Genomic DNA, 25850 nt, shown 5'->3' with positions numbered 1-25850 from the left:
TTATAATGAAAAATTAACTCCGAACAAAAATGTATGCGGACTTGCATACGACCCCTCATCAATACCGAAGTTGGTAGTGCCGCCGCTTAACTCCGGATCAACGCCGCTGTAGCCGGTTATGGTGAACAAATTGGTTGCCGATACATAGAACCTTAATTTTTGGATCCCAGCCTTTTTAAACGCCGGGGTATTAATGGTGTAACCCAACTGCAGGTTACGCAAACGCACATAAGTACCGTTTTCAATAAAGTATGAATTTGCCACTTCGTTGGTACTTATGGTTGCCTCAGATTCCTGAATTGCCACCTTTGCATTCTGATGGGTAGGCGTCCAGGAATCATTTAGGGCGGTGTAGCTTTTACCTGTTTCAAATGATGAGTAAAAATCTGTCCAGTATTTTACGTTATTAAAAATCTGGTTGCCGAATGAACCGTATAGCAACGCGCTAAAATCAAACTGTTTATAGGTTACACCTAAATTTAGCCCGCCTGTAACTTTAGGATTAGGGTTACCAATTGAAGTACGGTCGGCATCGGTTATCATGCCATCGCCATTAACGTCAGCATATTTAAAACGACCTTGTTTCAGGCCCTCTTCCTGGTAAAACGCGTATGGGTCACCGGTAGCCTTTTGTACTGCAGCATCTGCTTTATCTATTTCTGCCTGGCTGTTCCAGAAACCAACTATCTTGTATCCGTAAAACTCGCCTATGGAATGACCAACCTGGTTACGTACAATCTTGGTATCAAAACGCCTGGCTATATCACTATCAAAGTAAGTGGCGTTATCGGTTATCTTTAATATTTTATTGCTGTAGGTTGTAAACGTAAGGGTTGAGGTAAAACTCAGGTCTTTTTTAACCGGGAAGTTACCTGTTACCGATACATCAAGCCCATCTGTTTTCATGCGACCAATGTTTACCGCCGGTACTGTTCCGTTACCTACTGTACCAAGTACTTCTGCGGCAACCAGCAGGTCGCGGATATCCTTGCGGTAGTAATCGGCAGTTATGGATATTTTTTCGTTAAAAAGTGATGCATCAAAACCAATATTGGTATTTACGTCCTTTTCCCACTTAGCATTGGGGTTTGCTATCTGTGATTGATAAAACCCGGGAACAATAGTCTTGCCGCCGTTAATTGGGTAGTACGACTGCCCAATATCTGTATTATAAGTAGTGTATGCATTGGCCGAGTTTACGTTAAACTGGTTACCCATGATACCCCAGCCGCCTCTGATTTTCAGGTCATTTATCCATGATATACCTTTCATGAAGCTTTCCTGCGACAAGCGCCATCCTGCACTAAACGCAGGGAAAACACCATACTGATGGCTTTTTGAAAACTGCGATGCCCCATCACGACGAACAGTTGCGTTAAACAAATACTTATCATCATAAGTATAATCAAACCGGGCAAACTCCGAAAAAAGAGAATTTGATCCGCGGAAACTATAACTGGCAGGATTGACATTAGATCCTGTTGAAATGCTCACATAATTTGGATCAAAACTGAAGTATCCAGTTCTGCCTGCACCCAAACCACTGTTATGATCTTCGCTGGCCTCGGTACCAACAACAAATTTTAAGTCGTGCTTGTTAATGGTTTTTTGATAGGTAAGTGTGTTTGTCCAGGTAAAGCTATAATTGCTGTATGAATCTTCGTTATAACTGTTTTGCGTCGTGTTCTCTATGTTCTCATATTGAGGATAGTTAAAGGCATGACTGTTCCCTTGTGCCAGATCGCCGCCAAAGCTGGTACGCAGGGTAAGTCCTTTCAAAATATCAGCCTCGGCAAATATGTTACCAAACAGGCGATAATCTGTAGTGCCACTTGTTTTGGTACGCTCCTGAATAGCAACCGGGTTATTTGCATCGCCCAGGCCACTACCCGCACTGCCCGCGTAGTTGCCCATGATATCATGCACGGGGATAATTGGAAGCTCCCTTATGGCCATTGTAATTACACCATCCGGATCATTCGCGCCCACTTTAGGGTTTTGCGTAACCGAGTAGGCCATATTTTCGCCTACACGAATGTGTTTGTTTAAATTATAGGTACTGTTTGAGCGTATAGTATAGCGTTTTTGATAAGTTTCAATCAACGTACCGCGCTGATTAAAGTAGTTGAGGGAAAATAAATAACTGCCCTGATCGCTGCCGCCGCTAAAGGTGAGGTTGTGGCTGGTCATGGGCGCTGTTTTAAATAGCTCGTGGTACCAGTCTGTCCCTTTTTTGTTGGCCTTAACTATCTGATAAAACGAATTAAGGTCGTTTGCATTAGTATAAAACGGGTTTACATAATATTTTGACGGGTCAACCTCCGGCGATCCGGCTTTAGCGCCTGCCGGTAAAATATAATCTGGCAATGTAAATTTAGTTCCGGTGCCAGATGGATTATATTGGGCATCGGTAAAATCGTCGGTACCTGTATTAACCAATGCCAGGTGCTTCAGATCGGCATTTCCCTGCGGATCCATTAAATGCCATACGTTGCCGCCCTTAGGTACCTGCGAACCATAATAGGAATCGTACTGAATGCTTACCTTGCCTTTACCCTTTTTAGTAGAAATAATAATAACCCCGTTAGCCGCCCGTGAACCATAAATGGACGCAGAACTGGCATCTTTCAACACTTGAAGATTTTCAACATCATTAGGGTTAAGTGTGCTGATGTCCTGAGTGGGTACACCATCAACCACATAAAGTGGTGTATTATTAGCAAAGGTGTTAAACCCCCTGATGTGTACCTGCGGCTCCTCGCCCGGCTGGCCCGAACCTGTAACGGTAACACCCGATGCCTGCCCTTGCAACTGTGTATTTACCGATGACGAAGCCTGTTTATTAAGATCCTTAACGTTCACTACAGCTACCGCGCCGGTAAGGTCCTTTTTCTTTTGAGTGGTATAACCAACCACAACTACCTCATTTAAAGCCTTTGACTCTTCGGCCAGTTTTATGTTGATAACGGTTTGGTTGTTAACGGCTACCTCCTGCGGGGTAAACCCTATGAAGTTAAATACCAGCGTGCCGCTGCCATCAGGCAGGGTTAAACTATATTTGCCACTTACATCTGTAACGGTGCCCAGCGATGTGCCTTTTAGTTTTACGCTTACGCCGGGCAATGGCAATCCTGCTGCATCATTTACTACCCCCGTTACGGTAACAGTAGCTATGCTTTTGCCATCGGCAGGTTTAATGATAATAATATCATCCACCACCTGAAAGGTGAGCTGCTGGTTTTGGAGCACGTTTTTCATTACCGTTTCAATGCTGGCATCCTGCAGCTCAACATTTATCTTTTTATCAAGGTTAACCTGATCAAGCCGGTAAAAAACCGTGTACTTGCTGTTTTTTTCAATCTGCTTAAACATTTGTTTTACAGATATATTGTTTACGTTAAAGTTGTAAACGTTTTGCGAGTAAACGGCAGCGTGTAAGTGCATTATTCCGGTGAAGAGTAAAACAGTAACAAGCTTCATAATTTTAATCGTTTTTTGCCATGCATGCACAGCCATTACAGATTTTCTGTCAAAATTTATCATAAATTTGTGTGTTTAATCAGTTAATACGATGCTTCCCCAAGCGTAGGGTATTAGCTATTGATCTTATAACCCGTAGTGTTAGCGCACACGGGTTTTTTATTTTGATAGAGAGCGTCAGTTTTTTATCATAAGGTATCTTGTTTTTAAGGTTAGCAGATCAGTTATTATCGTTTGTGATGTTTATGGTGTTGCCTTTTATGGTATAATCTATAGCGGTATTGCCTTTTATTATAGCCAGCACCTTATCAATACCCCCCACATTTTTGAAGCTGCCCGAGTAGCGGATGTTTTGCAAGTCAGCATCGTCCATAATTATTTTTACGTTGTAGCGGCGTTCCAGCACTTTGGCAATTTCACCAAGGGTGTTGCCGTCAAATACCAGTACATCGTTTTTCCAGCCATCATACCTGTCCATTTTGCCTGAGTCTACCTGTAAAACCTGGATCTCGTTCAGGTTCTCCAGATCCTTATTGTCATTGGGCTTGTAAGCGTACTTTTCGGCAGGTGGATGGTAATAGATGCGCAGCACCTGGCGCGGTTTCACAAAAATGCGGTTCATTTCGTGAGCGTTGTTATCTACATTGCCCTCAACCGCAACCTCACCTTTAATTACGGTTGTTTCAAAAAACTGATCGTTTGGATAAGCCTTCAGGTTAAATTTTGTACCGATATCCCGCACCGTATAGTTTTTGGTATTCACAATAAACGGAACAGTCTTTTTACCGGGAGCAATCTCAAAAAAAGCCTCCCCTTCCAGGTAAACCGAACGGTTGGTTTTGCCAAAGTTGGTATTATATTTAAGCTTGCTGCCCGCATTGAGCCAAACCAACGTACCATCACTTAAAATGATTTTTTTTATGCCCCCCTTATTGGCCGCTACCTGCCGAATGCTTTGCGCATTTTGGGCGTAATGCTGTATCAATATAAATGACAGCACACCAAACAGGGCTATAACCGCTGCAACTTTGGTCCATTTATATAATTGCCTGTATTTTGTTTCCTGTGGGTTTATTACCGGCCCAAATTTTTCGAACGCCTTATCCTCATCAATAACTTTGGGATTAAGGTATAGCATATTTTGCCATGTTTCGTACAGTTGGGCAAAGTACTGTTCGTTCTCCGGGTGCGCACGTATCCAATCCTTAACCTGCACTACCTCTTCATCGTTGGCTTCGCGGGTTATATATTTTACCAGTAACAGTTTTATTTGCTCGTTATCCATCCTTAATATTAATGCAAGGACAACTAAAGGGTAGCCACACCCTCAAACGTTTAGAAAATAATTTCAATAAAATAAAGTCGGCTTCCCGAACAACCCCCGATCAGTTGATTACTTACGTTATATTGCTTTTAAGATTACAGGGAATCAATTGTGCAGATCAACTTATACCCTTGACCGCGTATATTCAGGATACTTACTGATGGATCGTTTTTTAAATACTTCCGCAGTTTAGTAATAAAAACATCCAGACTGCGGCCACTAAAATAATCGGTGTTATCCCAAAAGGTCATTAACAGGGTACTACGGCTCAACATCTGGTTACGGTTAACAATTAGCATTTGCAATATTTCGCACTCGCGGGTAGTGAGTTCATGCTGATTACCGGCATAACTTAAAATTCCTTTAGGATATTGAAAAGTATAATCGCCCAGGCGGCTATTTTTTGATCCGGTGTTCATGTTGATAGCCAGGCGGTTGCTATTCATCAGCGCTTTCATGCGGATGATCAGTTCTTCTAAACTGAAGGGCTTTTTCAAATAATCGTTCCCGCCGCTTTCAAAACCCTCCACCACATCCTGCGGCAGTGAGCGCGAGGTAAGAAAGATAATAGGCGTGGCTATATCGCTATTCCTGATCTGTTTGGCAATAGCAAATCCATTGCCATCGGGCAGCATCACATCCAGGATAAGAATGTCATACGATTGCCGGGTATATAGAACCATGGCTTCGATGGCCGAAGGTGTATGCGTAATTACAAACCCGCGCGATTGCAGGCTTTCGCGGATTATCTCCGCAAGTACCGGCTCATCCTCTACCAGTAAAACGTGTTGCTGTATCATAACGGCCAGGCTAAATAAAGAGTGCTGCCTTTTCCAAATTCACTTTCCATTTTACACCAGCCCTTATGTTTTTCAATGATACTTTTCACATAGCTTAACCCCAGTCCATGCCCCTTGGTATGGTGATGGCTGGATGGGACCCGGTAAAATTTCTCGAAAATATGCGGCAAATTTCCGGCGCTGATGCCAGTGCCGCTATCCTTAACGGCAATAACCAAATGCCCCTGCCGCAGGGTGCATTCCACTTGTATATCAATTTGCTTGTCTGAATATTTAATAGCGTTATCAATCACATTGATGAGGGTATGCTGAAAGTAGAGTTGATCCGCGTAAACTTGTGTAACACCTGATAGATTAACGTAGGTGTACTTTACTGGCCGTGCGCTGGTTAAGGTACATTCCTTGAGGATTGCGCTGATTGTATTATCTACATTTAAATGCTCAGGCTTAATATCAAACTGCTGGTTTTCATAAAGCGAGATATTCAATACCTTATCAACCAGGGCCGAAAGGCGATTCAGCTCGTTTTTAGAGTGATGGAGATAACGGCGCGTTTTCTCCGGGTCGTCCAGTACATCAAAACTGGTTAAGGCCTCAATAGCGGCCGATACTGTAGCTATTGGCGTTTTAAACTCATGCGTGATATTACTGATAAAATCGTTTTTAATGGCAGATACCTTCTTTTCGCGGTATACCGTACGCAACAAATAAAAAAGACTGGAAGCTACTACGGCGATCAAAAAAATTGAACCAATAAGTGTTAAACCCATTTGTGCCATTATATAAGAAAAAGGATCTGTAAAAAGTACTCTTACATATTGTTCACTACTGTTTTGCTTATAGGTTGGATACGCTTTCGTTATGATTGGATAAAGCCTGGTTAGCTTGGGATTAAAATGACTCCGATTAAAGGTGCTGTCTGATTCACGTAAATAAAATTTAAACGGAACATTAATTTGCCGCTCGGCCAAATAGTGTATCAATACAGGTCTTAAACGGGTAGTATCAAAGTTGTATTTTTCAATATTGTCTACGGCGTACTTTCCGAGATTTTGGGTGTGGTAGTAAACAATATGATTTTCAAGATCCTCGCTTCTCATCGCATAGGCAAAGCTTTCGGCTATTTTTCTTCTAAATATCGTATCTTTTGGCAACAGTGCTTTATTAAGTTTTTTAGTAGAAAATGACGAGGATTGGTATTTATCATGCAGATTATGTGCGTTGGCAACGGTGTATATGTAGCGTTTTTTTTTATCATCATATTCACTGGTGATTTTAAACTCTGTTGTATCCATTAGCTTGTTTGCAATAAGTTGCTGTATGGTATCGCAACGCAAACTAAATTCTTTTTTGAGGGCATCTTCAAACGCCATGTTAACTTCCTTTTCAAAAGTGAATCGGTTAATCTTGTAATAGTTTTTTATCCAATAAAACTGTAACAGTAAAACGGTTACAACAGCGGTTATACATATTGCCAGAATATACCGGGTGTTTTTTTGCATGATCAAATGTAATCGTTACCTTTTAATCGCCAGGTCGTGTTAACATAATATAACCTAAATTAACCTATCCTATAACATGTTTTTGTTTTTTGGATGAGCAGTTTTGCATCACAAAACAATTCACAATATGAAAAAATTTCTGATAGCCGCTATTCTGCTTACCGCAATTAAAGCAGGCGCTCAAAACTATATACTTAAAGCAGGCGACAAATTTCCGAATATTGTTATCGGCCCTATTATCAATGCACCTATTACAGAACTGAACTTAAACAAGTATCAATCTAACAAACTATTTGTAATTAATCTTTGGGGAACCTGGTGCAGCCCCTGTATTCCGGAAATGGATTCCCTCGCTAAGCTGCAATCAAAGTTCGGCCAGCATATCCAGGTGATCGGGTTATCCAATGAACCTATTGGTAGAATAAAGAAATATCTTGCCAAAAAACCGTCTAAAATTTGGCTTGCTACTGATACTGCTTCGCTCTTATACCAAATGCTTAACCTGGCCTATGTTGGCCAGTGCGTTGTGGTTAACGCCAAACATGAAATTGTCGCAATTTTAAAAACAGATTCGGTAAATACCAAAATCATTAACAGGCTTATTAAAGGCGAAAAGGTAAAATCAAATGGCCAGGTACAGAATAGGCTTAACAGTACTGATAAAGACCCGTTTGGTGTAGATAGTTTATTGGCCAGTAATTTCACCATCCGCTCGTATATGACAGATCATCGAGCCATGGGAAAAAAGCCCAACAGTGGTGTGTTTGGTGGCAGACGGATAACTTATTTTAATGTTGGGGTACTTAACATGTATCAAGACGCATATAAAATCGTTTCATCAAAACAAATTGTATACGAAGGTTCGACTAAGAAATATGATAATTATGAGGACAAAAACTTATTATATTGTTTTGACCTTTTGGTTAAACCGGAGCAGAAAGATAGTCTTTATATCATTATGCAGCAAAGGCTGCAGCAATCAATGCCGGTAAAAGCCCGGATAGAGCTGCGCAATACCGATGTATATGTATTGAAGCTAAAAGAGGAAGGCAAGGTCATCCTTCCATCCTCCAAACTAACTGCACTCACCTACGGCTTTAGCGGGCAGGGCTTTGATGGCAAAGGTGCTACCCTGGCCGATTTTAGCGATCTATACCTCAGTAATGAATTTAACTTGCCGGTTATAGATGAAACCGGCCTTGCCGGGCGCTACGATATTAAAACCAATGTAGAGATGCGGACTAAGGAAGGCCTCCTGAAATCCATTGATGATATTGGCTTCAGGCTTGAAAAAACACGCCGTAAAATCAGGATCATGGTACTGTACACCAATCAGGGAAATTTGTAGCAAATCATTAACTTATTTGCATAACATCATGAGCTATAAAACGGCCGGCTCATTGCTGAACCGGCCGTTGTTAAAATTATAAGAGGTATATAATTACTATGCTTCAAGCAATTCGTCAAGGTTACCAAGCCCCATAGTAAAGCCTGCTTCAAAGCCCATGGCAACAATTTTTTCAAGATCGGCTTCACTATCAAAGCTCAGGTCCACTTCAAGTTTCGTCCCTGTTTCTGCAGGTTCAAAAACGTTTAACCAATACATTTTAGGGAAATCGCTGATAAGGTTACCGTCTTCATCACAAAAGCTGGCTACGGCCGAAAAACTTTTTCCGGCATCAATCTTCGTAAAATCTACCCGGCACCATGAACGCTCGCCGTTGGGACCAGCCATGCAATAAAGCCAGAAGCCGCCTTCTGTAAAATCCATGGATTTTGTTTCGGCTTTCCACGGCCTTGGCGCCCACCATTTATCTAATAGCTCGCTCTCTGTCCAGGCTTTCCATACTTTTGCTACCGGGGCGGCAAAATGACGGGTGATGTGAAGTTTTTTATTAGCCAGGTCTTTGCTAATGATTGTTTCGTTTTTCATAATTGTTTGTTAAAGGTTATTTAATAAATCGTCTAACTGGTTAAACTTGTCTTCCCACAGTTTGCGGAAGCCTTCAAGCCAATGGTCTATTTCTTTCATTTTTTGGAGATTTACATGGTAATGGATCTCCCTGCCAATATGCTCCTGGTTAAGCACCTCGCACTCGGTAAGGATTTGTATATGTTTAGATACAGCCTGCCGGGTGCTGTCAAAATGTTGGGCAAGGGCGTTGGGCGTCATGGCCTGTAAAGCCAGCAAACTCAGGATAGCCCTGCGGGTAGGATCGGCAATGGCCTGAAAAATATCTCTTCTCATAATTTGCAACCGTTTGATTGCAAATATAAACGCAACCATTCAATGCGCAAATTTATTTAAAAATTTATTTTGGCATGCTACCCAACTACAGAATAATAAAGGTTACTTTAACATTATTTCCATATTAAATTTGAAGCTTAAAGTTTTTTATCTAACTTGTTAAAAGTTTTTAAAAAGTAACGCATTTTAATTCATCGCATGAATAAATGATTACCCAAGCCAACGAAATTTTAATTACCAAACTTACACAGGGCGATACCGTGGCATTTGAAGTTTTATTTAAACTTTATTATACCAGGCTTACGCTTTTTGCCAATCGTTTTGTGAATGACCTTTCGGTTGCAGAGGAGATTGTTGCAGATGTGTTTACAGATTTATGGGAGCGGGGGCATGAAACCACGTTTTCCACCTCGGTACGGTCGTACCTTTTTAAGATGGTACAAAACCGCAGTCTTAATTACCTTAAACACCAAAAAATAGAGAACCTTTACGTTAGCTATCTCGAAAAGAATAATTTATTTGACGAAGTACGCAGTACCGTAGAAAGCGGCTACGAAGAAAAGGAACTGGTACAGCAAATTAAGGCGGCCATAGATACCCTGCCCGAAAAATGCCGGGAGATATTTGTACTTAGCCGCTTTAGCGACCTCAAGTACCGGGAGATTGCCGCCCAACTTAATATATCGCCAAAAACGGTGGAGCGGCAGGTAAGCATAGCACTTGAAAAACTACGCCGAACCTTGAAACACGTTACTTACTTGTTTTTCTTTTAGATAGTAGTAGCTATCCTATAATTGTCCGCGCGAGGAGGAACGACGAAGCAATCTCTAATAGACATTGTCATTCTGAGGAACGAAGAATCTAATATATGATATGTAAGTCTGCGAATAGATCCTTCGTTCCTCAGGATGACAATAGGTATAAATTTGTAAAGTAGTTTAATTTGTAAAATATCCTACAATCTCAGTAACCGTAAGTTTTTCCTGTACGCCGGTAAGCATGTTTTTAAAAGTTAATAAGCCGCTTTGCATTTCGTCGCTGCCTATAACTACCGTGTAGGGAATGTTTTTATTGTTGGCGTAATCGAGCTGTTTTTTGATCTTGGCGCCGGCGGGGTACAGCTCCGTATTTATGTTTTGGCGGCGAAGCTGCTGCAATAACGGCAAGCCGTAGGTTTCACCTTCTTTATCGAAATTGCAAATAAGCACCTGGGTACTTTGGGTGGTAGCTGGGGGGAAAAGTTTAAGGTCTTCCAGCACATCATAGATTCTGTCGGCACCAAAGGAAATACCTACACCTGTTAGGCCACTCAAACCAAACATGCCGGTTAAATCGTCATAACGACCGCCGCCGCCAATACTGCCCATAACAGCTTCGTTTGATTTTACTTCGAAGATGGCGCCGGTGTAATAGTTAAGTCCGCGGGCCAGGGTAATATCCAGTTCCAGCGTGGCGGTTTGCAGGGGACAGTTTTTGATGTAGCCAAATACTTCTTCTATTTCGTCGCAGCCTTTTAACCCAATTTCCGATCCGGCTAAGGCTTCGCGCAGGCTTTGCAGCTTTTGGGTATTGGTACCCTGCAGCAAAATAACCGGCTTAATTTTCTCTATATCTTCTGCTGTAAAGCCGCGTTCAAGCAATTCTTTGGTAACGCCATCCAGCCCGATCTTATCTAATTTATCAATGGCTACAGTCAGATCAATGATATTATCAGCTTTATCTATAATCTGCGCAATTCCTGATAGAATTTTTCTATTATTTATTTTTATGCTAAAATCCTTTAAGCCAAGCTTACCTAAAGCCTCGTCATATATCAATATAAACTCAGCTTCGTTCAGTAATGAAGCCGAGCCGACCACATCGGCATCGCACTGGTAAAACTCACGGTAACGACCGCGCTGCGGCCTGTCGGCACGCCAAACCGGCTGCACCTGGAAACGCTTGAACGGAAAGGTTATTTCATTTTGGTGTTGTACTACGTAACGGGCAAAGGGAACGGTGAGGTCGTAACGGAGGGCTTTCTCGGAAATCTCGGAAGTTAATAGATTTGAGTTTTTATCCGCCATCTTTTCGGGACTTACCTTAGCCAAATAATCGCCGCTATTCAGCACCTTAAATATCAGTTTATCGCCTTCATCACCATACTTACCGGTTAAGGTAGAGAGGTTTTCCATCGTAGGTGTTTCTATCTGCTGATAGCCGTATTTGCGGAAAACGCTTTTAATGGTATCAAAAATATAGTTACGCTTCACCATTTCTGTTGGTGAAAAATCACGGGTTCCTTTAGGTACGGATGGTTTGATGGATGCCATGCCGCAAATGTACAAAAAAGCAAATTATGTGTTATAGCTACTTGAGGAAGCCGCATAACAGTCATAACTAAGAAGCCTTTTTAAAATGAACGTTATTCATTGCCGTTGACTTTAGTCAACGGTACTGGAAAACATTATTGCGGGCTTCAGCCCAATTATCAAGGTGGCATTTGGGCTAAAGCCACGGTTTACGACCATTATCCGTTGACTGAAGTCAGCGGCAATGAAATTCTTTATTAACTTAAATAAATCAAATTTCAAATAGCCTCTAACAAAAACACCTGCCGGATATTTCCAGCAGGCGTTTAATTTCTATTTAGATAGGTCGGGCCTATTTCGGTCCGTAGGTTACTACCGGTATGATCATTTCCTCTAACGAGATGCCCCCATGCTGGAAGGTTTCGTTATAAAAATTAACAAAGTGGTTATAGTTATTAGGGTACACAAAGTAGCTATCCTCCTTGGCAAACACAAAGCTGGAGCTCAGGTGCAACTTGGGCAGCATAGCATCGTGCGGGTTACGGATGTGGAATACTTCTTTGGCGTTATAGTTAAGGTTTTTACCTTGTTTATAACGCAGGTTGGTGTTGGTATTCCTATCGCCAACAATTTTGCTTGGGTTTTTAACGCGGATGGTACCATGATCTGTTGTGATCACTACCCTTACCTGCTTCGAAGCCAGGTATTTCAACAGGTCAAATAACGGCGAGTGCTCAAACCACGACAAGGTTAACGAACGGTAAGCCGCATCATCGCTGGCCAGCTCGCGAATCATCTGCATATCTGTACGGGCATGGCTAAGCATATCAACAAAGTTGTAAACCACCACGTTAAGCTCATTGCCCATAAGGTTGTTTACAGATTCATTAAGTGCCCGGCCCTCGTCAATATTCAGAATTTTGTGGTACGAGTATTTACAATCCCTGCGTAGTACACGTTTTAAATGATCGGCAACAAATTCCGATTCGTACAGGTTTTTACCACCTTCATCCTCATCGTTTTGCCACATATTTGGAAAACGTTTTTCCATATCCAAAGGCATTAAGCCACTGAAAATAGAGTTACGTGCGTATTGCGTTGCTGTTGGCAAAATACTGTAGTAAGTATCTTCCTCTTCCAGTCTGAAATATTCTGATATAATGGGGTTGATGATCTTAAACTGATCAAACCGCAGGTTATCTATCAGTATAAAAAACAGCGGACCTTTACCATCCAGTTTAGGGAATACCTTCTTTTTAAACAATTGCGGCGAACTGGTAGGCGCATCCTCCGGGTATTTTATCCAGTTTAAGTAGTTACGCTCAATAAACTTGCAAAACTGAACATTGGCTTCGGCTTTTTGCAGTGTAAGGATCTCGTGCATCCCGGCGTCTTCCAGTTTTTCAAGCTCAAGTTCCCAGTAAATGAGTTTTTTATAAACATCTACCCACTCCTGATGGCTTAGGTTATCGTTCAGCGTCATGCCCAGCGTACGGAAATCCATTTGGTAGGCCATGGTTGTTTTTTCGGTAACCAGGCGTTTGTTTTCGGTAAGTTTTTTAATGGTAAGCAGTATTTGCTTGGGGTGTACCGGCTTTATCAGGTAATCATCAATTTTTGAACCGATAGCATCTTCCATCAGGTACTCTTCCTCGTTTTTGGTGATCAGTACAATGGGCACATCATTGTTGATGTTTTTGATCTGCTGCAGGGTTTCCAGTCCGGTTAAGCCCGGCATATTTTCGTCAAGGAAAACCAGGTCGAAATAGCCGGCTTTGAAAGCGTCAACAGCATCATTGCCATTGGTAACCGTAGTTACTTTATAGCCTTTTTCGCTTAAGAAAAGTATATGAGGTCTTAACAGGTCAATTTCGTCATCGGCCCATAAAATGGTTGTTTCTTGCATAGTGGTATCTGATTAAAAATAGTGTGAATGGTTCAGAGCCTGAATTTTGAGGAATTAAGCAAATTTATAGAATTATTAGCGGGTGTACAGTACAGCGATAACAGATTCAGGTAATACTTAATTCTATAAATTCTGGTTCAGACATTCCCTCCTTAAACCCCAAAGAGCGCCTTTTGTTGTTAAATAGTAAAGGTATTAACAAAATTTAACAAACATCGGGCGCTTATTTTACCTTTGTTTTACATTTTTGCACAATTATAATCCGCATTGAACAAAAAGAAAATAATTAACGATCCGGTTTACGGTTTTATCAGCATCCCAACCGAGCTGATATTTGACCTCATAGAGCATCCTTACTTTCAACGGCTAAGGTATATCAAACAATTAGGGATGACGCACCTCGTTTATCCCGGCGCGCTGCACACCCGCTTTCATCATGCCCTGGGCGCAATGTACCTCATGGATATGGCTATTGAAACCCTGCGCAACAAAGGCCATAACATTAGCGACGAAGAGGAAGAAGCCGTTACCATAGCCATATTATTGCATGACATAGGCCACGGCCCGTTCTCGCATGCGTTGGAGCGTACCATAATTGAAGGCATAGACCATGAAGATATTTCATCTATGCTGATGAATAAGCTAAACGAGCAATTTGATGGTAAGTTAACCATGGCCATCAGTATTTTTAATGATACTTTTCCGCGCAGGTTCCTGCATCAGCTGGTATCCAGTCAGCTGGATATGGACAGGCTGGATTACCTTAACCGCGACAGTTTTTTTACAGGCGTATCTGAGGGGGTAATAAGTTCAGACAGGATCATAAAAATGCTGAACATAAAGGATGATCATATTGTGGTAGAAGCCAAGGGCATTTATTCGATAGAGAAATTCCTGATAGCCCGCAGGCTAATGTACTGGCAGGTATACCTGCATAAAACCGTAATTGCCGGTGAGGAACTGCTGGTTAAGATCTTTAAACGCTGCCGCGAGCTTACCCTTAAGGGCGAAGATTTAATTGCCACACCTGCCCTAAAACATTTCATTAAAGGCCACATAAGCAGGGACACCTTTATGAACGAAGATCATCACCTGGAAACATTTGCCAGTTTGGATGATACAGATATTATGGCGGCGGTAAAAGTGTGGGCCGGGCATAACGATTTTATCCTCTCCACCTTATCAAAAAACCTGGTGCAGCGTAACCTTTACCATGTAGATATTTCAAACAAGCGCCCCGATAAGGCTTTTGTAGATACACTTATTAAAAAAGCCATGACAAAGTATAATGTAAGCGAGCATGATGCATCGTACTTTGTTTTTACCACATCTATACGTAACAATGCCTATACCGCCGGTGATGGCAACATAGGCATATTAATGAAGGATGGCCATGTTAATGACATTACAACCGCGAGTGATAACTCTAATTTAGAGGCATTAGCAAAAACGGTAAAAAAATACATACTTTGCTATAGTAAAGAGTTGCTGTGAAGGCTGTGGAGCGAAGATCGGAGTGCGAAGTGCGCAGTTGGGGTTAAGAAATGAATAAAAACTTGATCGATCAACGCACCTCGCACCTCAATCTCCGCTCCTTAAAACACTTACCAATTAATAATTTGTTGCTTTAATATTAACATTTAAATTTGTCGATGCAATTTACTGCCCAGGATATAAGTTTACTGCTTAACGGAACTGTTGAAGGCGATGGCGCTGTAACAGTTCATCAGCTGGCTAAAATAGAGGAAGGAACCGAAGGCAGTTTGTCGTTTTTGGCTAACCCCAAGTATGAGCAGTATTTATATACTACCAATGCTTCGGTGGTTATTGTTAATAACGATCTGCAGCTTACCGCACCAGTTAAGGCCACACTCATCCGCGTAGAGAACGCTTACAGTGCTTTTTCGGTGTTACTGGAGCAATACAATACCTTTAAACTCAATAAAAAAGGCATCGAGCAGCCCTGCTTTATACACCCATCTGCGCAAATAGGTACCGATTTATATATCGGCGCATTTGCATACATAGGCCAGGATGCTAAAATTGGCAACAACTGTAAAATTTATCCTAATGTTAACATTTCCGACAATGTAACTATAGGAGATAATGTTACCTTGTTTTCGGGAGTTACCATTTATTTTGATTGTGTGATAGGCAATAACGTAATAATACATTCGGGCGCGGTGATAGGCAGCGACGGCTTTGGCTTTGCGCCAAACCCCGATGGCTCCTACACCAAAGTAGCGCAGATAGGTAACGTTATTTTAGAAGATGATGTGGAGGTTGGTTCAAATACCACTATCGATAGGGCCACTATGGGATCAACCATTATTCGCAAAGGCGTAAAGCTTGATAATCTTATACAGATAGCCCATAATGTAGAAATTGGCGCTAATACCGTTATAGCAGCACAAACCGGCATATCCGGCAGTACAAAGGTTGGCGAAAACGTAATTATGGGCGGCCAGGTTGGTTTGGTAGGGCATATTACTATTGCAAACCGATCACAATTCCAGGCACAATCCGGCGTAAGCCGTTCCGTTACCGAGGAAGGTAAAAAATGGGCCGGCACACCCGCGGTACCCTATAACGCCAATATGCGTTCAAACGTGGTGATAAGCCGTTTGCCCGAGCTGGAAAAAAGAATAAACGAATTAGAAAAAATTATACAAGAATTAAAAAAGGGAAGTCAATAGTCACCAGTCATTAGTCATTTGGTTTTACAGGTGGCAACTATGAACTATTCACCAATGATCAATGACTAATGCCCAATGACCAATAATATGAATGTAAAACAAAGAACTATTAAAGCGCCGGTATCAGTTTCGGGCACGGGTTTACACACAGGTCAGCGTGTAACCATGACTTTTAACCCTGCTGCAGAAAACCACGGCTATAAGTTTCGCCGTGTTGATATGCCGGGTTCGCCTATAATTGACGCCGATGTTGATAACGTAACCGATACATCGCGTGGAACAACTATTTCGCAAAACGGTGCAACTGTTAATACGGTTGAACACGTGCTGGCCGCTTTGGTTGGTATGGAAATAGATAACGTACTGATAGATATGGACGGCCCCGAAACGCCAATTATGGATGGCAGCTCTATCCAGTTTGTTGACGTTATTATGGAAACCGGCCTGCTGGAGCAGGATGCCGACCGCGAATATTACCACATTCCGTACAATATACATTACTCCGAGCCCGACCGTAAGGTAGAAATGGTTGCAATGCCGCTTGACGATTACCGCTTTACCTGCATGGTTGATTATAACTCGCAGGTGCTGGGCAGTCAGCATGCCAGTATCTCCACCATAAGCGAGTTTAAAAAGGAAATTGCATCGTGCCGTACTTTTTGCTTTTTGCATGAACTGGAAATGCTGGTTAAGCATGACCTTATAAAAGGCGGCGACCTTAACAATGCCATTGTTGTGGTTGATAAAGAGGTTGACGAAGAAGAGCTTGCCCACCTTGCCAAACTATTTAACCGTAAAGATATCAATGTTGCCCCGCAAGGCATCCTTAACAATATTGAACTGCGCCATCAGAACGAGCCTGCAAGGCACAAACTACTGGATATGATTGGCGATCTGGCCCTGGTAGGCGTACCGCTTAAAGGCCATATTATGGCAGCGCGCCCGGGCCATGCGGCCAATGTTGCCTTCGCAAAAAAAATAAAAGCATTAATTAAAAAAGAAAAAAGCCGTAAACAGGTTAAAGTTTACGACCCTAATGCCAAACCGGTATTTGATACCGTTGAAATTATGGGTATGCTGCCACACAGGCAACCTTTTTTAATGATAGATAAGATTTTGGAACTTACCAAAAGCCATGTAGTGGGCATGAAAAATGTAACCATTAACGAGGAGTTTTTTAAGGGCCATTTCCCGGGTGCACCAATATTTCCCGGTGTACTTCAAATTGAAGGTATGGTACAAACCGGCGGTATCCTGGTATTAAATACCGTACCCGATCCGGAAAATTACCTTACCTTGTTTTTAAAGATAGAAAACGCCCGCTTTAAAAGTAAAGTTGTTCCTGGCGATACCATTATTTATGTTTGCGACCTGCTGGCCCCAATAAGGCGGGGCATTGCCACCATGAAGGGTGTAGGTATGGTTGGCGACAGGGTAGTTGTTGAGGCTGAATTAATGGCACAAATTGTAAAAGTAAAAGGAACAGAAGCATGATCCAGCCTTTAGCATATATACATCCACAGGCAAAAATTGCCGACAATGTGGTTATTGAACCGTTTGTAACCATCCACAAGGATGTTGAAATTGGCGAGGGCACCTGGATCGGCTCCAACTCGGTAATAATGGACGGTGCCCGCATAGGCAAAAACTGTCGTATTTTCCCGGGAGCTGTTGTATCGGCACCACCACAGGATTTAAAGTACAAAGGCGAGCAAAGCACCGTATCTATAGGTGATAATACCACCATCCGCGAATGCGTAACTCTTAATCGCGGTACCGCACTTGATAAAAACACCACCACCATAGGCAGCAATTGCCTGCTAATGGCCTACGTACACGTAGCACACGATTGTGTTATTGGCGATAACGTGATTATTGCCAATGCGGTACAGCTTGCAGGGCACATTAACGTTTATGACTATGCCTTTATAGGCGGGTCATCTGCCGTACATCAATTTGTGGAGATAGGTGCGCATAGCATGATCTCTGGCGGATCGTTGGTTCGTAAGGATGTGCCGCCGTTTACAAAGGCTGGTCGCGAACCATTATCTTACGTGGGTATCAACTCCGTAGGCTTACGCCGCAGAGGGTTTTCCGCAGCTACCATTAACGAAATTCAGGAGATCTACCGTATCCTGTTCCTGAAAAAATATAACGTAAGCAAGGCCCTTGATATCATCGAGGCCGAGTTTACTCCCAGCGTTGAACGCGACGAGATCATCAACTTTCTGCAAAACTCCCAAAGGGGTATCATGAAGGGATTTGGGAATACTTAATGGGTTCATGGGTGGTAGTTCATGGTTCATAGGCAAAACAAGCCTGTTTAAACAGCGATGAACCAATGCCAACCCATGATCTATGAACCATCAACTATGAACTGCTCATGAACATCACCCTCAAAAACATCGGCCGCCGCTTTAACCGCGACTGGATTTTCAGGGGGGTGAACCATACGTTCACTACCGGCCAATCCTATGCTATACTTGGGCCGAATGGTTCGGGTAAATCAACACTGCTACAGGTATTAAACGGGAGTTTGGCACCATCTGAGGGAACCATTGATTTTACTTTTGATGATAAACCTGTAGAAATTGACAAGGTATTTACCCACTTAAGCCTTGCCGCACCCTACCTTGAAGTAATTGAAGAATTTACGCTCAGTGAGATGATTGATTTTCACTTTAAATTTAAAAACTACAAGCCGGGCGTTGATAAAAAGGAAGTTATAAACCTGCTTAATCTACCCAAAAGCGAAAACAAGCTCATCAAATATTTTTCGTCGGGCATGAAACAGCGGCTTAAACTGATCCTGGCTTTTTGTGCCGATACCCCTATGCTCATGCTCGATGAACCAACCTCAAACCTTGATATACAGGGGGTAGATTGGTATTTAAACCTCGTACAACAATTTGCTGCCGGTCGGCTTACCATAGTATGCTCCAACCAGGAGCAGGAATACAGCTTTTGCAACCACCGGTTAAATATTGTGGATTACAAATAGTTAAGATTGGTTGCTTAGGCTTGACCTATCCTGGCGTAACCGAGTCTGTCTAAATCCATTTTTGATTGCATTAGGTGGGTTTTACCATTAGCCAGTATATAAACATTGTCGCTGATATCTAAAATATGGTTATACATATGGTCGGTAACTATGATGCCCTTATTAATCTTTTCTTCCTGTAAAAACAGTTTCATTTTTTCAATTTGTAATGGATTTAAATGGGTAAATGGCTCATCCATCATTACAAACAAAGCGGCAGATTTGGCAATAACATAAATTTCAAGTACACGCCTTTGTCCGCCCGAAAGTTCACCCACGCGTGATTTAAACCTCATGCCAAATTCCGGAAATTTACTTTCAAAATGTGCGTACTCCAGGCCAAAATCATCAAATACGGTACGCAGTTTTAAGGATGCCGGTATAAAATTAAACTGGGGCAAATACATTAACAGGTGAGGTTTTTTAAAGGCATCGGTAATCTTTACATCATCAAAGCTTATAAAACTATTGGTGGCTTTAATATTACCCAAAATCACATTCATTAAACTTGTTTTACCCTCCCCGTTCCGGCCTAACAGGCCAATGATTTCATTGGTGGTACATTTAATAAACACGTCAGAAAGTATCCTCCGCAAATCAAATTCTAATTCGACGCTATCAATACGCAGTACGTGGGTCATAGTGAATGATAAACGGTGATAAACAAAACCATAAATAGCATAAAGTTTGCAATAGTGGTAAATACAGCAAGCGTTAATTTAGAAACTCCAAGGTTTTGATAGTAATAAAGTTCCTTCTTTTTATACTGTAGTGCTGCATACAGTATAAATGTCATTGATATTACTTTATACCAAACTAATATGCTCAATATTTCATGTGCTTTGGTGCCATAAAAACCAAGCAATCCAAGGCAACTTAACGTCACTAAAAAATCAGGCAAAAAAAATCCCAAATGAAATCTGCCTATCAGTTTTAATGTTCGCATAAATGTGAAACGTAAGATAAGCTGATGGATTGTTATCGCCATTTAATTTATTGTTACAAAGTGTTTTAGTCCGAGATAACCTGGCCCGGGTTGGCTTACTCTCATGAACTAAAGTAAATCTAATCAACCCGATAGAGGTTATACAATCACTTGTTTCTTTCCCCATAAGTAGCTAAGTTTGCGCCTCAATATTATTGTATGGCCAAAGCATCAGATGTAAAAAATGGAAATGTGCTTCGCTTTAATGGCGAGTTAGTGCAGGTAGAGGAGTTTTTGCACCGTACCCCCGGTAATTTGCGTGCATTTTACCAGGCCCGTATGCGTAACGTAAAATCGGGCAAACTGGTTGAATACCGTTTCCGTACCGACGAAGAAGTTGACATAGCCCGTGTTGAAACCAGCGATTATCAATATTTATACGAAGATGGCGATGCCCTTGTGGTAATGGATAACACCACTTACGATCAACATAATGTACCAAAAGCATTATTTGGCAGTGCTGTAAAGTTCTTGAAAGAAGGTATGAACGTAATTGTAGCCTTTGAAAGCGAAGAACCTATTATGGGTACTATCCCGGGCAGTGCCGAACTTGAAATTACCTATACCGAACCTGCCGTTAAAGGCGATACATCAACCGGTGCCCTAAAAAATGCAACCGTTGAAACAGGCGCCGAGATCCGTGTACCATTGTTCATTAACATTGGTGATAAGGTGAAGGTTGATACCGCTACAGGTTCTTATGTAGAACGGGTGAAGGCATAGGGCATAGCTCCCTAACGCCCCGAAGGGGGAGTGGGATTAGCATGTTAATTTTCTCAATATAAAGCAGGGGCTGTATCATAAGTAAAATAGAGGCTCTGAGAATCGAGTACACAAAGGTGTTCTTCTCCACCTATAAATAATAGATTTGAGACAAATGGCAGTCAAACTATTATATGTTACTCAATATATTCGATTTTTAAAAATCGAATATCCGACATCTCAAATCTAATTTTTACCTTAGGGCCTCGATATCAGTTGTGGCAGTCGGCGCATAACTAAAAATTTCAAAAATACATTTTAGCTACAATAATTAAAACTAAGCCCATAATACTCACAAACTATAATAAAACATGAAACTACATAAACTTGAAGCGGTAAGAGGATTAGCTTCCATCTATGTTATACTCCACCACTTAATTTTAAATAAGGCTTTCATGTATCATAAATTAAGAGTATTTGGTGTTGGGCTTACTTCCATTTTTGGATTTGGACAAGAGGCCGTGATAGTTTTCTTTATATTATCTGGCTTTGTTATAAAATATTCTCATGACAATACAAAGGATAAATCCTTCAAATCTTATTTTTTAAAAAGGTTCACCAGAATTTATATCCCGTTAATTTTTGCTTTTATTTTTTCCTACATCGTAGCATCACTAAGCATTCATGGATTTGCAAAAATAGACTTTAAAAACCTATTGGGTAATCTTTTAATGCTACAAGATTTACCCGAATCAAAACCAAATGTTATTTGTTCGCCATTTTTGAATAATGATCCATTATGGTCACTTTCGTATGAATGGTGGTTTTATATGATTTATTTTGTTTTAGACAAATATGTACCTGTCATTTACCAAAACAAATTTGTTATAATATTAACTACTTTGGCGGCAGTCTCTTACTGTATATATCCATGTTTTCCCAATAGGATATTTTTATATTTCTCCATATGGTGGGCGGGAGCTTGCTTAGTCAAATTTTATTTATCAAAGGATTACAGAACTGTGATTTATCCGTTTTTGTTGCTAATAGCTAATACAATCATTATGAAATTTAATATGATTTATGTGCAGGATTATAAACACATACCTATATCTTCAGGCAAACATCCGGAATTAGAATTTCGACATTTCATCTCATCTGTATTTATAAGCGGAGGAAGCGTTATCTGGAGAAAACTCAAATGGGTATTTTTCAATATAATAATTAAGCCATTTCAAATATTTGCCCCGATATCTTATTTTATGTATATCTCACATAATTACATTGTGGTAGACCCCATATATTTAAATTTTATCACAAATGGAATTGTTAAAATGATAACCTCGTTTGCTATTCTTTTTATTTTATCCTATTTAGTTGAATTAATAATTTATCCTAAAATAAAAAACTGGGTTTTCTATATTTTTAAATAGTGGGTTTATCAGCCAAATTCAGGTAAGTGATACTGTAGAAAAAGTAATTATAAAACAACAGTGTTTTTTCGATCATTGCTACTAAAGCGATGACTCCTATTGATATCACACCTGCTTCTATAGCATTAAAACTCCAATTCCAACAAAACCGGGCAATGATCTGAATGCCTGGCCTCGGGTAATATGGCAGCTCTTTTTATGTTAGCTTCCAGCTCGGTGCTGGCCATGGCATAATCAATACGCCAGCCTAAGTTTTTACCCCTTGCGCCAGCCCTAAAGCTCCACCAGGTATAGTTATGCGGCTCTTTGTTTACGTGCCTGAAAGTGTCAATAAAACCGCTCTCTATAAATTTCTCCATCCACTCACGTTCCTCAGGTAAAAAGCCGGATGAATTGGCGTTTGATTTAGGATTATGAATATCAATAGGGCGATGGCAAATATTGTAATCGCCGCATATTACCAGTTTGGGATAGGTAGCTTTTAGCAGGGTGAGATACTTACCAAACTCATCTAAAAAGCGGTATTTAAACACCTGCCGTTCATCGCCGCTTGAACCCGACGGGAAGTAGGCGCTCATTACCGATACGTCGTCAAAATCAACCCGGATACAACGGCCTTCACGGTCAAAATCTGGAATGCCGCAACCGTATTCAATATGTTTTGGTGTTTGTTTACAAAAAATGGCGGTACCACTATACCCTTTCTTTTCGGCCGGGAACCAGTAGTGTTTATACCCAAGCTGATCTACCAAACCCAGGTCGGTAAGTACATCGGGGGTTGCTTTTATTTCTTGCAGACAAACTACATCGGCATCGGTAGCCTGTAACCAGGCCAGCCAATCTTTACTAATTGCCGACCGGATACCGTTTACGTTATATGTTATAATTTTCATTTTTAACTTTTCAGGATCATTTATCTACAGCTTCAGCAGCTTATCCATTTGCTTGCATTCGCCTTTACTCAATACATCAACAGTAACGGCTACATCAGTCACCGGGCGGTCGCATTCATCTGTTTTTACGGCGGCAATACGGTCTACCATATCAATACCCGAAACCACCTCGCCATAAACTGTATAATTGTGATCAAGATGAGGGCTACCACCTACGCTTTTATAAAACTCGCGTTGCCAGGCCGGTATTTTATGCCCTTTAAGCCGGGTGGTTTCCAGCGTATCCATTTTGCCATCGGTAAAACGCTTGCCTTCTACTATATAAAATTGGCAGCCGCTTGATGCCTTGGTTGGGTTATCATCGCGCGCAGCAGCAAGTACGCCGCGTTTGTGGAACAGGCTATCCCTAAACTCGGCAGGCACCGTGTAACCTACGTCGCCATTGCCAAGTTCAAGGCCGGCCATTGCATTTTTTGAATCGGGATCGCCACCCTGTATCATAAAATTCTGAATCACACGGTGAAAAAGCGTGCCGTTGTAAAAACCCTTTTTTGCCAGCTTTATAAAATTATCGCGGTGCAGCGGGGTTTGGTTGTACAAGCGAATGATCACACTGCCATAAACCGTACTGATACGCACATACTGGTTTTTTGGCGGCCGTGCAAAGGCTGCACCAACACAAAGAAATAACAAAATAAGGGTAAATACTTTTTTCATCTTTGGATCAGGATTTATAGAGTTAAAGGATTTTCAGAATGATCTGCTTTTAAAGTATGTGGGAAATTTACAAATTTTTAGAGCGATTTAAAATCAATCAACCGCTCCCGCATCCAGCTCCTCAAAATAGCTTATGATGAGCGATTTCATGAGCATTTCCTGTTCAAGCAATGTATAATTAGGAATTACCTTTATGCGTTTCCAGTGCGGCCAGCCATCCTGGTCTTGCCCTTCCAGTTCATAAAAGCCCATCATGCTCATCAGTTTACAATTGGCAATGTGCATGAGTTCTTCCTTTTGGCGTTTACTGAACTTTTTGGGCCCTTGGCCAAGTTCCTGTACACCAATCAAAAACAGCATTACTTTTATATCGGGCTTTTCGTTGTCAAAATCATCGGCAATGCGTTGCTGCAATGCGTTCCACTTTAAATTAATTTCAGCAGGTTTCATGGCGGTAAAGATAATGGTTCATTGGCTCAATGGTTCATTAGTTATTGAAAATAGCCATCATCGCTGATTTTTTATAACCAGGTATATTTTAAGAGAAAACGAAACTGTATAAATTGCCAGGTGAAGACCACATTAATACAGAGATAAATAATATTTACAGTTTATTTAAAAATACGTGTGTAATAGACAGTGAATAATCATAATTGTTATACCTTTATGACATAATATTACCCAATCCTGTTATCACAATTAAATGAAAAAAACCTTACTCCTGGCATTCGTTTCGTTTGCCGTATTAACCGGTTGTTCAAAAGACCCGGCCGCCTCTTTTTCCACCCCAAAAACAAACTATTACATAAACGAGGTTGTTTCCATCAGTAATGGTACAACTGGTTCAAACAGCTACAAATGGGATTTTGGCGACGGGCAAACTTCAACCGAACAAAACCCCAGACATGTGTACAACAAAAAAGGTATTTACCAGGTAAAGTTAACCGCCGGCAGTTCAACATCTGTACATGCTTTACGTGTATACCCTGGTACGGCAAGCTATGAGGTAGATAACGCTACTGATGCCGATTTACCGATGGTATCATTTGCTGCAGATGCCAACGGCAATATTTTTGATTTTATTGACCATAACATAATTTTAGCCGGCGGTAAATCAGATACCGTTTTTACGCTTGATCCAGTCATTTATGTTGGTGGAAATATAGGTACAAAAAAATTTATAATTGTGCCTCCATTCACTTTAAATACACTTGATCATAACAAGCTTGTTTTGGCGCCAGGAAGTCAAATTTATATATTAAATAGTATTGGCAAGCAGGTTGTGCAAAGCCAGTTAACAAATAAGCAAGCATTCAATAGCGTTAAATAATAGCGATAACGCAAAAACAGAAAGTTGGCGGTAAACACCCAACTTTCTGTTTTTAGAATCGTTGCCAATTTGGCAAATGAACGATATTGTTACAATGTTGCATTAAAAATGCAATTTTATTAACTACTTTTGCGTTAACCATCCATAAAGATGCGCTTGGTGTGAAAAAAAACAGGTTAAATATTCTGTATTCGTGGCTATTGCTTGTTTGCTTTATTGCAGGGCAAAGCATGGTTTATACACACCAGCATTTACTTGTAAAAGGCATCACCAAAACGGCCCATGTTAATTACGGCCACCAGCACCAAACAATTACCGAAAAATGTTATATGTGCGATGCTATGCATCACCATAACGCTGTTATAGATACCCCTTTATATGTAGTTCCACAAACTGCAATAGGCTATGTTTTTAAAGCCTGTCATTACAATTTTGTAAGCATATCCCTCGTGCTTGCTGCCGGCCGGGCTCCCCCTGCAATTTCATAATATCTCCTTTTTATT

General features: G+C 41.1%; 24 protein-coding genes. 11 read left to right on the top strand and 13 right to left on the bottom strand.

What is annotated here, in order from left to right; translation table 11 throughout:
- From BLS59_RS11020 to BLS59_RS11005, 4 genes are all read right to left on the bottom strand, one after another.
- Positions 1-3480, bottom strand: coding sequence for a TonB-dependent receptor (locus tag BLS59_RS11020; protein ID WP_205411245.1), 3480 nt, complete (start codon positions 3478-3480; stop codon positions 1-3).
- A gap of 220 nt (positions 3481-3700) precedes the next feature.
- Positions 3701-4765, bottom strand: a complete 1065-nt coding sequence (locus BLS59_RS11015; RefSeq protein ID WP_091149084.1) for a FecR family protein — start codon at positions 4763-4765, stop codon at positions 3701-3703.
- A gap of 134 nt (positions 4766-4899) precedes the next feature.
- Entirely contained in the window at positions 4900-5604 is a 705-nt protein-coding gene (locus BLS59_RS11010) for a response regulator transcription factor (RefSeq protein WP_091149082.1), read from the bottom strand.
- Positions 5601-7106, bottom strand: a complete 1506-nt coding sequence (locus BLS59_RS11005) for a sensor histidine kinase (protein WP_091149079.1) — start codon at positions 7104-7106, stop codon at positions 5601-5603. The genes BLS59_RS11010 and BLS59_RS11005 overlap by 4 nt, the downstream gene beginning before the upstream one ends.
- A gap of 127 nt (positions 7107-7233) precedes the next feature.
- Here BLS59_RS11005 and BLS59_RS11000 point away from each other — a divergent pair, with 127 nt between their 5' ends.
- Complete coding sequence (locus BLS59_RS11000) at positions 7234-8454, top strand: redoxin family protein (protein WP_091149077.1); 1221 nt, start codon at positions 7234-7236, stop codon at positions 8452-8454.
- A gap of 96 nt (positions 8455-8550) precedes the next feature.
- On the opposite strand, the gene BLS59_RS10995 is transcribed toward BLS59_RS11000, so the two are convergent.
- Both BLS59_RS10995 and BLS59_RS10990 read right to left on the bottom strand, forming a co-directional pair.
- Positions 8551-9039: an SRPBCC family protein gene (locus BLS59_RS10995; protein ID WP_091149075.1), complete on the bottom strand. Its 489-nt coding sequence runs from the start codon at positions 9037-9039 to the stop codon at positions 8551-8553.
- 9 nt (positions 9040-9048) lie between these two features.
- Positions 9049-9354 (bottom strand): ArsR/SmtB family transcription factor, encoded by a 306-nt coding sequence (locus BLS59_RS10990; protein WP_091149577.1) that lies wholly within the window; start codon positions 9352-9354, stop codon positions 9049-9051.
- A 206-nt stretch (positions 9355-9560) separates the two neighbouring features.
- Here BLS59_RS10990 and BLS59_RS10985 point away from each other — a divergent pair, with 206 nt between their 5' ends.
- The gene (locus BLS59_RS10985) at positions 9561-10127 is read left to right on the top strand and encodes an RNA polymerase sigma-70 factor (protein ID WP_091149073.1); all 567 of its coding nucleotides are present in this window, start codon (positions 9561-9563) and stop codon (positions 10125-10127) included.
- Positions 10128-10292: 165 nt separating this feature from the next.
- On the opposite strand, the gene hisS is transcribed toward BLS59_RS10985, so the two are convergent.
- The gene (gene hisS / locus BLS59_RS10980; protein WP_091149070.1) at positions 10293-11666 is read right to left on the bottom strand and encodes a histidine--tRNA ligase; all 1374 of its coding nucleotides are present in this window, start codon (positions 11664-11666) and stop codon (positions 10293-10295) included.
- Positions 11667-11997: 331 nt separating this feature from the next.
- Entirely contained in the window at positions 11998-13551 is a 1554-nt protein-coding gene (gene porX, locus BLS59_RS10975; protein WP_091149067.1) for a T9SS response regulator signal transducer PorX, read from the bottom strand.
- A 267-nt stretch (positions 13552-13818) separates the two neighbouring features.
- Between porX and BLS59_RS10970 the strand changes: the two genes are divergently transcribed.
- From BLS59_RS10970 to BLS59_RS10950, 5 genes are all read left to right on the top strand, one after another.
- On the top strand, positions 13819-15045 hold the full coding sequence (locus BLS59_RS10970; RefSeq protein WP_091149065.1) for an HD domain-containing protein: 1227 nt from the start codon (positions 13819-13821) through the stop codon (positions 15043-15045).
- Between the two features lie 158 nt (positions 15046-15203).
- Positions 15204-16247, top strand: coding sequence for a UDP-3-O-(3-hydroxymyristoyl)glucosamine N-acyltransferase (gene lpxD, locus BLS59_RS10965; RefSeq protein ID WP_091149064.1), 1044 nt, complete (start codon positions 15204-15206; stop codon positions 16245-16247).
- Between the two features lie 87 nt (positions 16248-16334).
- A complete protein-coding gene (locus tag BLS59_RS10960; RefSeq protein WP_091149576.1) occupies positions 16335-17741 on the top strand; it encodes a bifunctional UDP-3-O-[3-hydroxymyristoyl] N-acetylglucosamine deacetylase/3-hydroxyacyl-ACP dehydratase in 1407 nt (468 codons plus the stop codon).
- Positions 17738-18523 carry an acyl-ACP--UDP-N-acetylglucosamine O-acyltransferase gene (gene lpxA / locus BLS59_RS10955; RefSeq protein WP_091149062.1) on the top strand — a complete coding sequence of 262 codons (786 nt, stop codon included), beginning with the start codon at positions 17738-17740 and terminating at the stop codon, positions 18521-18523. The genes BLS59_RS10960 and lpxA overlap by 4 nt, the downstream gene beginning before the upstream one ends.
- A 107-nt stretch (positions 18524-18630) precedes the next feature.
- Entirely contained in the window at positions 18631-19248 is a 618-nt protein-coding gene (locus BLS59_RS10950; protein ID WP_091149060.1) for an ABC transporter ATP-binding protein, read from the top strand.
- Positions 19249-19262: 14 nt separating this feature from the next.
- Here the strand turns inward: BLS59_RS10950 and BLS59_RS10945 are convergent, their stop codons facing one another.
- Entirely contained in the window at positions 19263-19928 is a 666-nt protein-coding gene (locus tag BLS59_RS10945) for an ATP-binding cassette domain-containing protein (RefSeq protein ID WP_091149058.1), read from the bottom strand.
- Positions 19925-20275 (bottom strand): hypothetical protein, encoded by a 351-nt coding sequence (locus BLS59_RS10940; RefSeq protein ID WP_091149055.1) that lies wholly within the window; start codon positions 20273-20275, stop codon positions 19925-19927. The genes BLS59_RS10945 and BLS59_RS10940 overlap by 4 nt, the downstream gene beginning before the upstream one ends.
- A gap of 156 nt (positions 20276-20431) precedes the next feature.
- Between BLS59_RS10940 and efp the strand changes: the two genes are divergently transcribed.
- Both efp and BLS59_RS10930 read left to right on the top strand, forming a co-directional pair.
- The gene (efp, locus tag BLS59_RS10935) at positions 20432-20995 is read left to right on the top strand and encodes an elongation factor P (RefSeq protein WP_091149052.1); all 564 of its coding nucleotides are present in this window, start codon (positions 20432-20434) and stop codon (positions 20993-20995) included.
- 350 nt (positions 20996-21345) lie between these two features.
- Positions 21346-22407 (top strand): acyltransferase family protein, encoded by a 1062-nt coding sequence (locus BLS59_RS10930; RefSeq protein WP_091149051.1) that lies wholly within the window; start codon positions 21346-21348, stop codon positions 22405-22407.
- A 125-nt stretch (positions 22408-22532) separates the two neighbouring features.
- Here BLS59_RS10930 and BLS59_RS10925 read toward each other — a convergent pair whose 3' ends face one another.
- The 3 genes from BLS59_RS10925 to BLS59_RS10915 form a co-directional block, all read right to left on the bottom strand.
- Positions 22533-23300, bottom strand: coding sequence for an exodeoxyribonuclease III (locus BLS59_RS10925; RefSeq protein WP_091149048.1), 768 nt, complete (start codon positions 23298-23300; stop codon positions 22533-22535).
- Positions 23301-23324: 24 nt separating this feature from the next.
- Positions 23325-24017 (bottom strand): peptidylprolyl isomerase, encoded by a 693-nt coding sequence (locus BLS59_RS10920; RefSeq protein ID WP_091149046.1) that lies wholly within the window; start codon positions 24015-24017, stop codon positions 23325-23327.
- Positions 24018-24110: 93 nt separating this feature from the next.
- Positions 24111-24467 carry a hypothetical protein gene (locus tag BLS59_RS10915; protein WP_091149043.1) on the bottom strand — a complete coding sequence of 119 codons (357 nt, stop codon included), beginning with the start codon at positions 24465-24467 and terminating at the stop codon, positions 24111-24113.
- A 253-nt stretch (positions 24468-24720) separates the two neighbouring features.
- Here BLS59_RS10915 and BLS59_RS32610 point away from each other — a divergent pair, with 253 nt between their 5' ends.
- Positions 24721-25347 carry a PKD domain-containing protein gene (locus tag BLS59_RS32610; RefSeq protein WP_091149041.1) on the top strand — a complete coding sequence of 209 codons (627 nt, stop codon included), beginning with the start codon at positions 24721-24723 and terminating at the stop codon, positions 25345-25347.
- Between the two features lie 161 nt (positions 25348-25508).
- The gene (locus BLS59_RS10905) at positions 25509-25835 is read left to right on the top strand and encodes a hypothetical protein (protein ID WP_143014103.1); all 327 of its coding nucleotides are present in this window, start codon (positions 25509-25511) and stop codon (positions 25833-25835) included.
- The last annotated feature ends 15 nt before the right edge of the window (positions 25836-25850 follow it).

The sequence above is a fragment of the Mucilaginibacter pineti genome (genome assembly GCF_900101875.1).
Classification (GTDB): domain Bacteria; phylum Bacteroidota; class Bacteroidia; order Sphingobacteriales; family Sphingobacteriaceae; genus Mucilaginibacter; species Mucilaginibacter pineti.
Note: the sequence above shows the minus strand (reverse complement) of the source record. Positions and strands in the feature narration are given on the sequence as shown.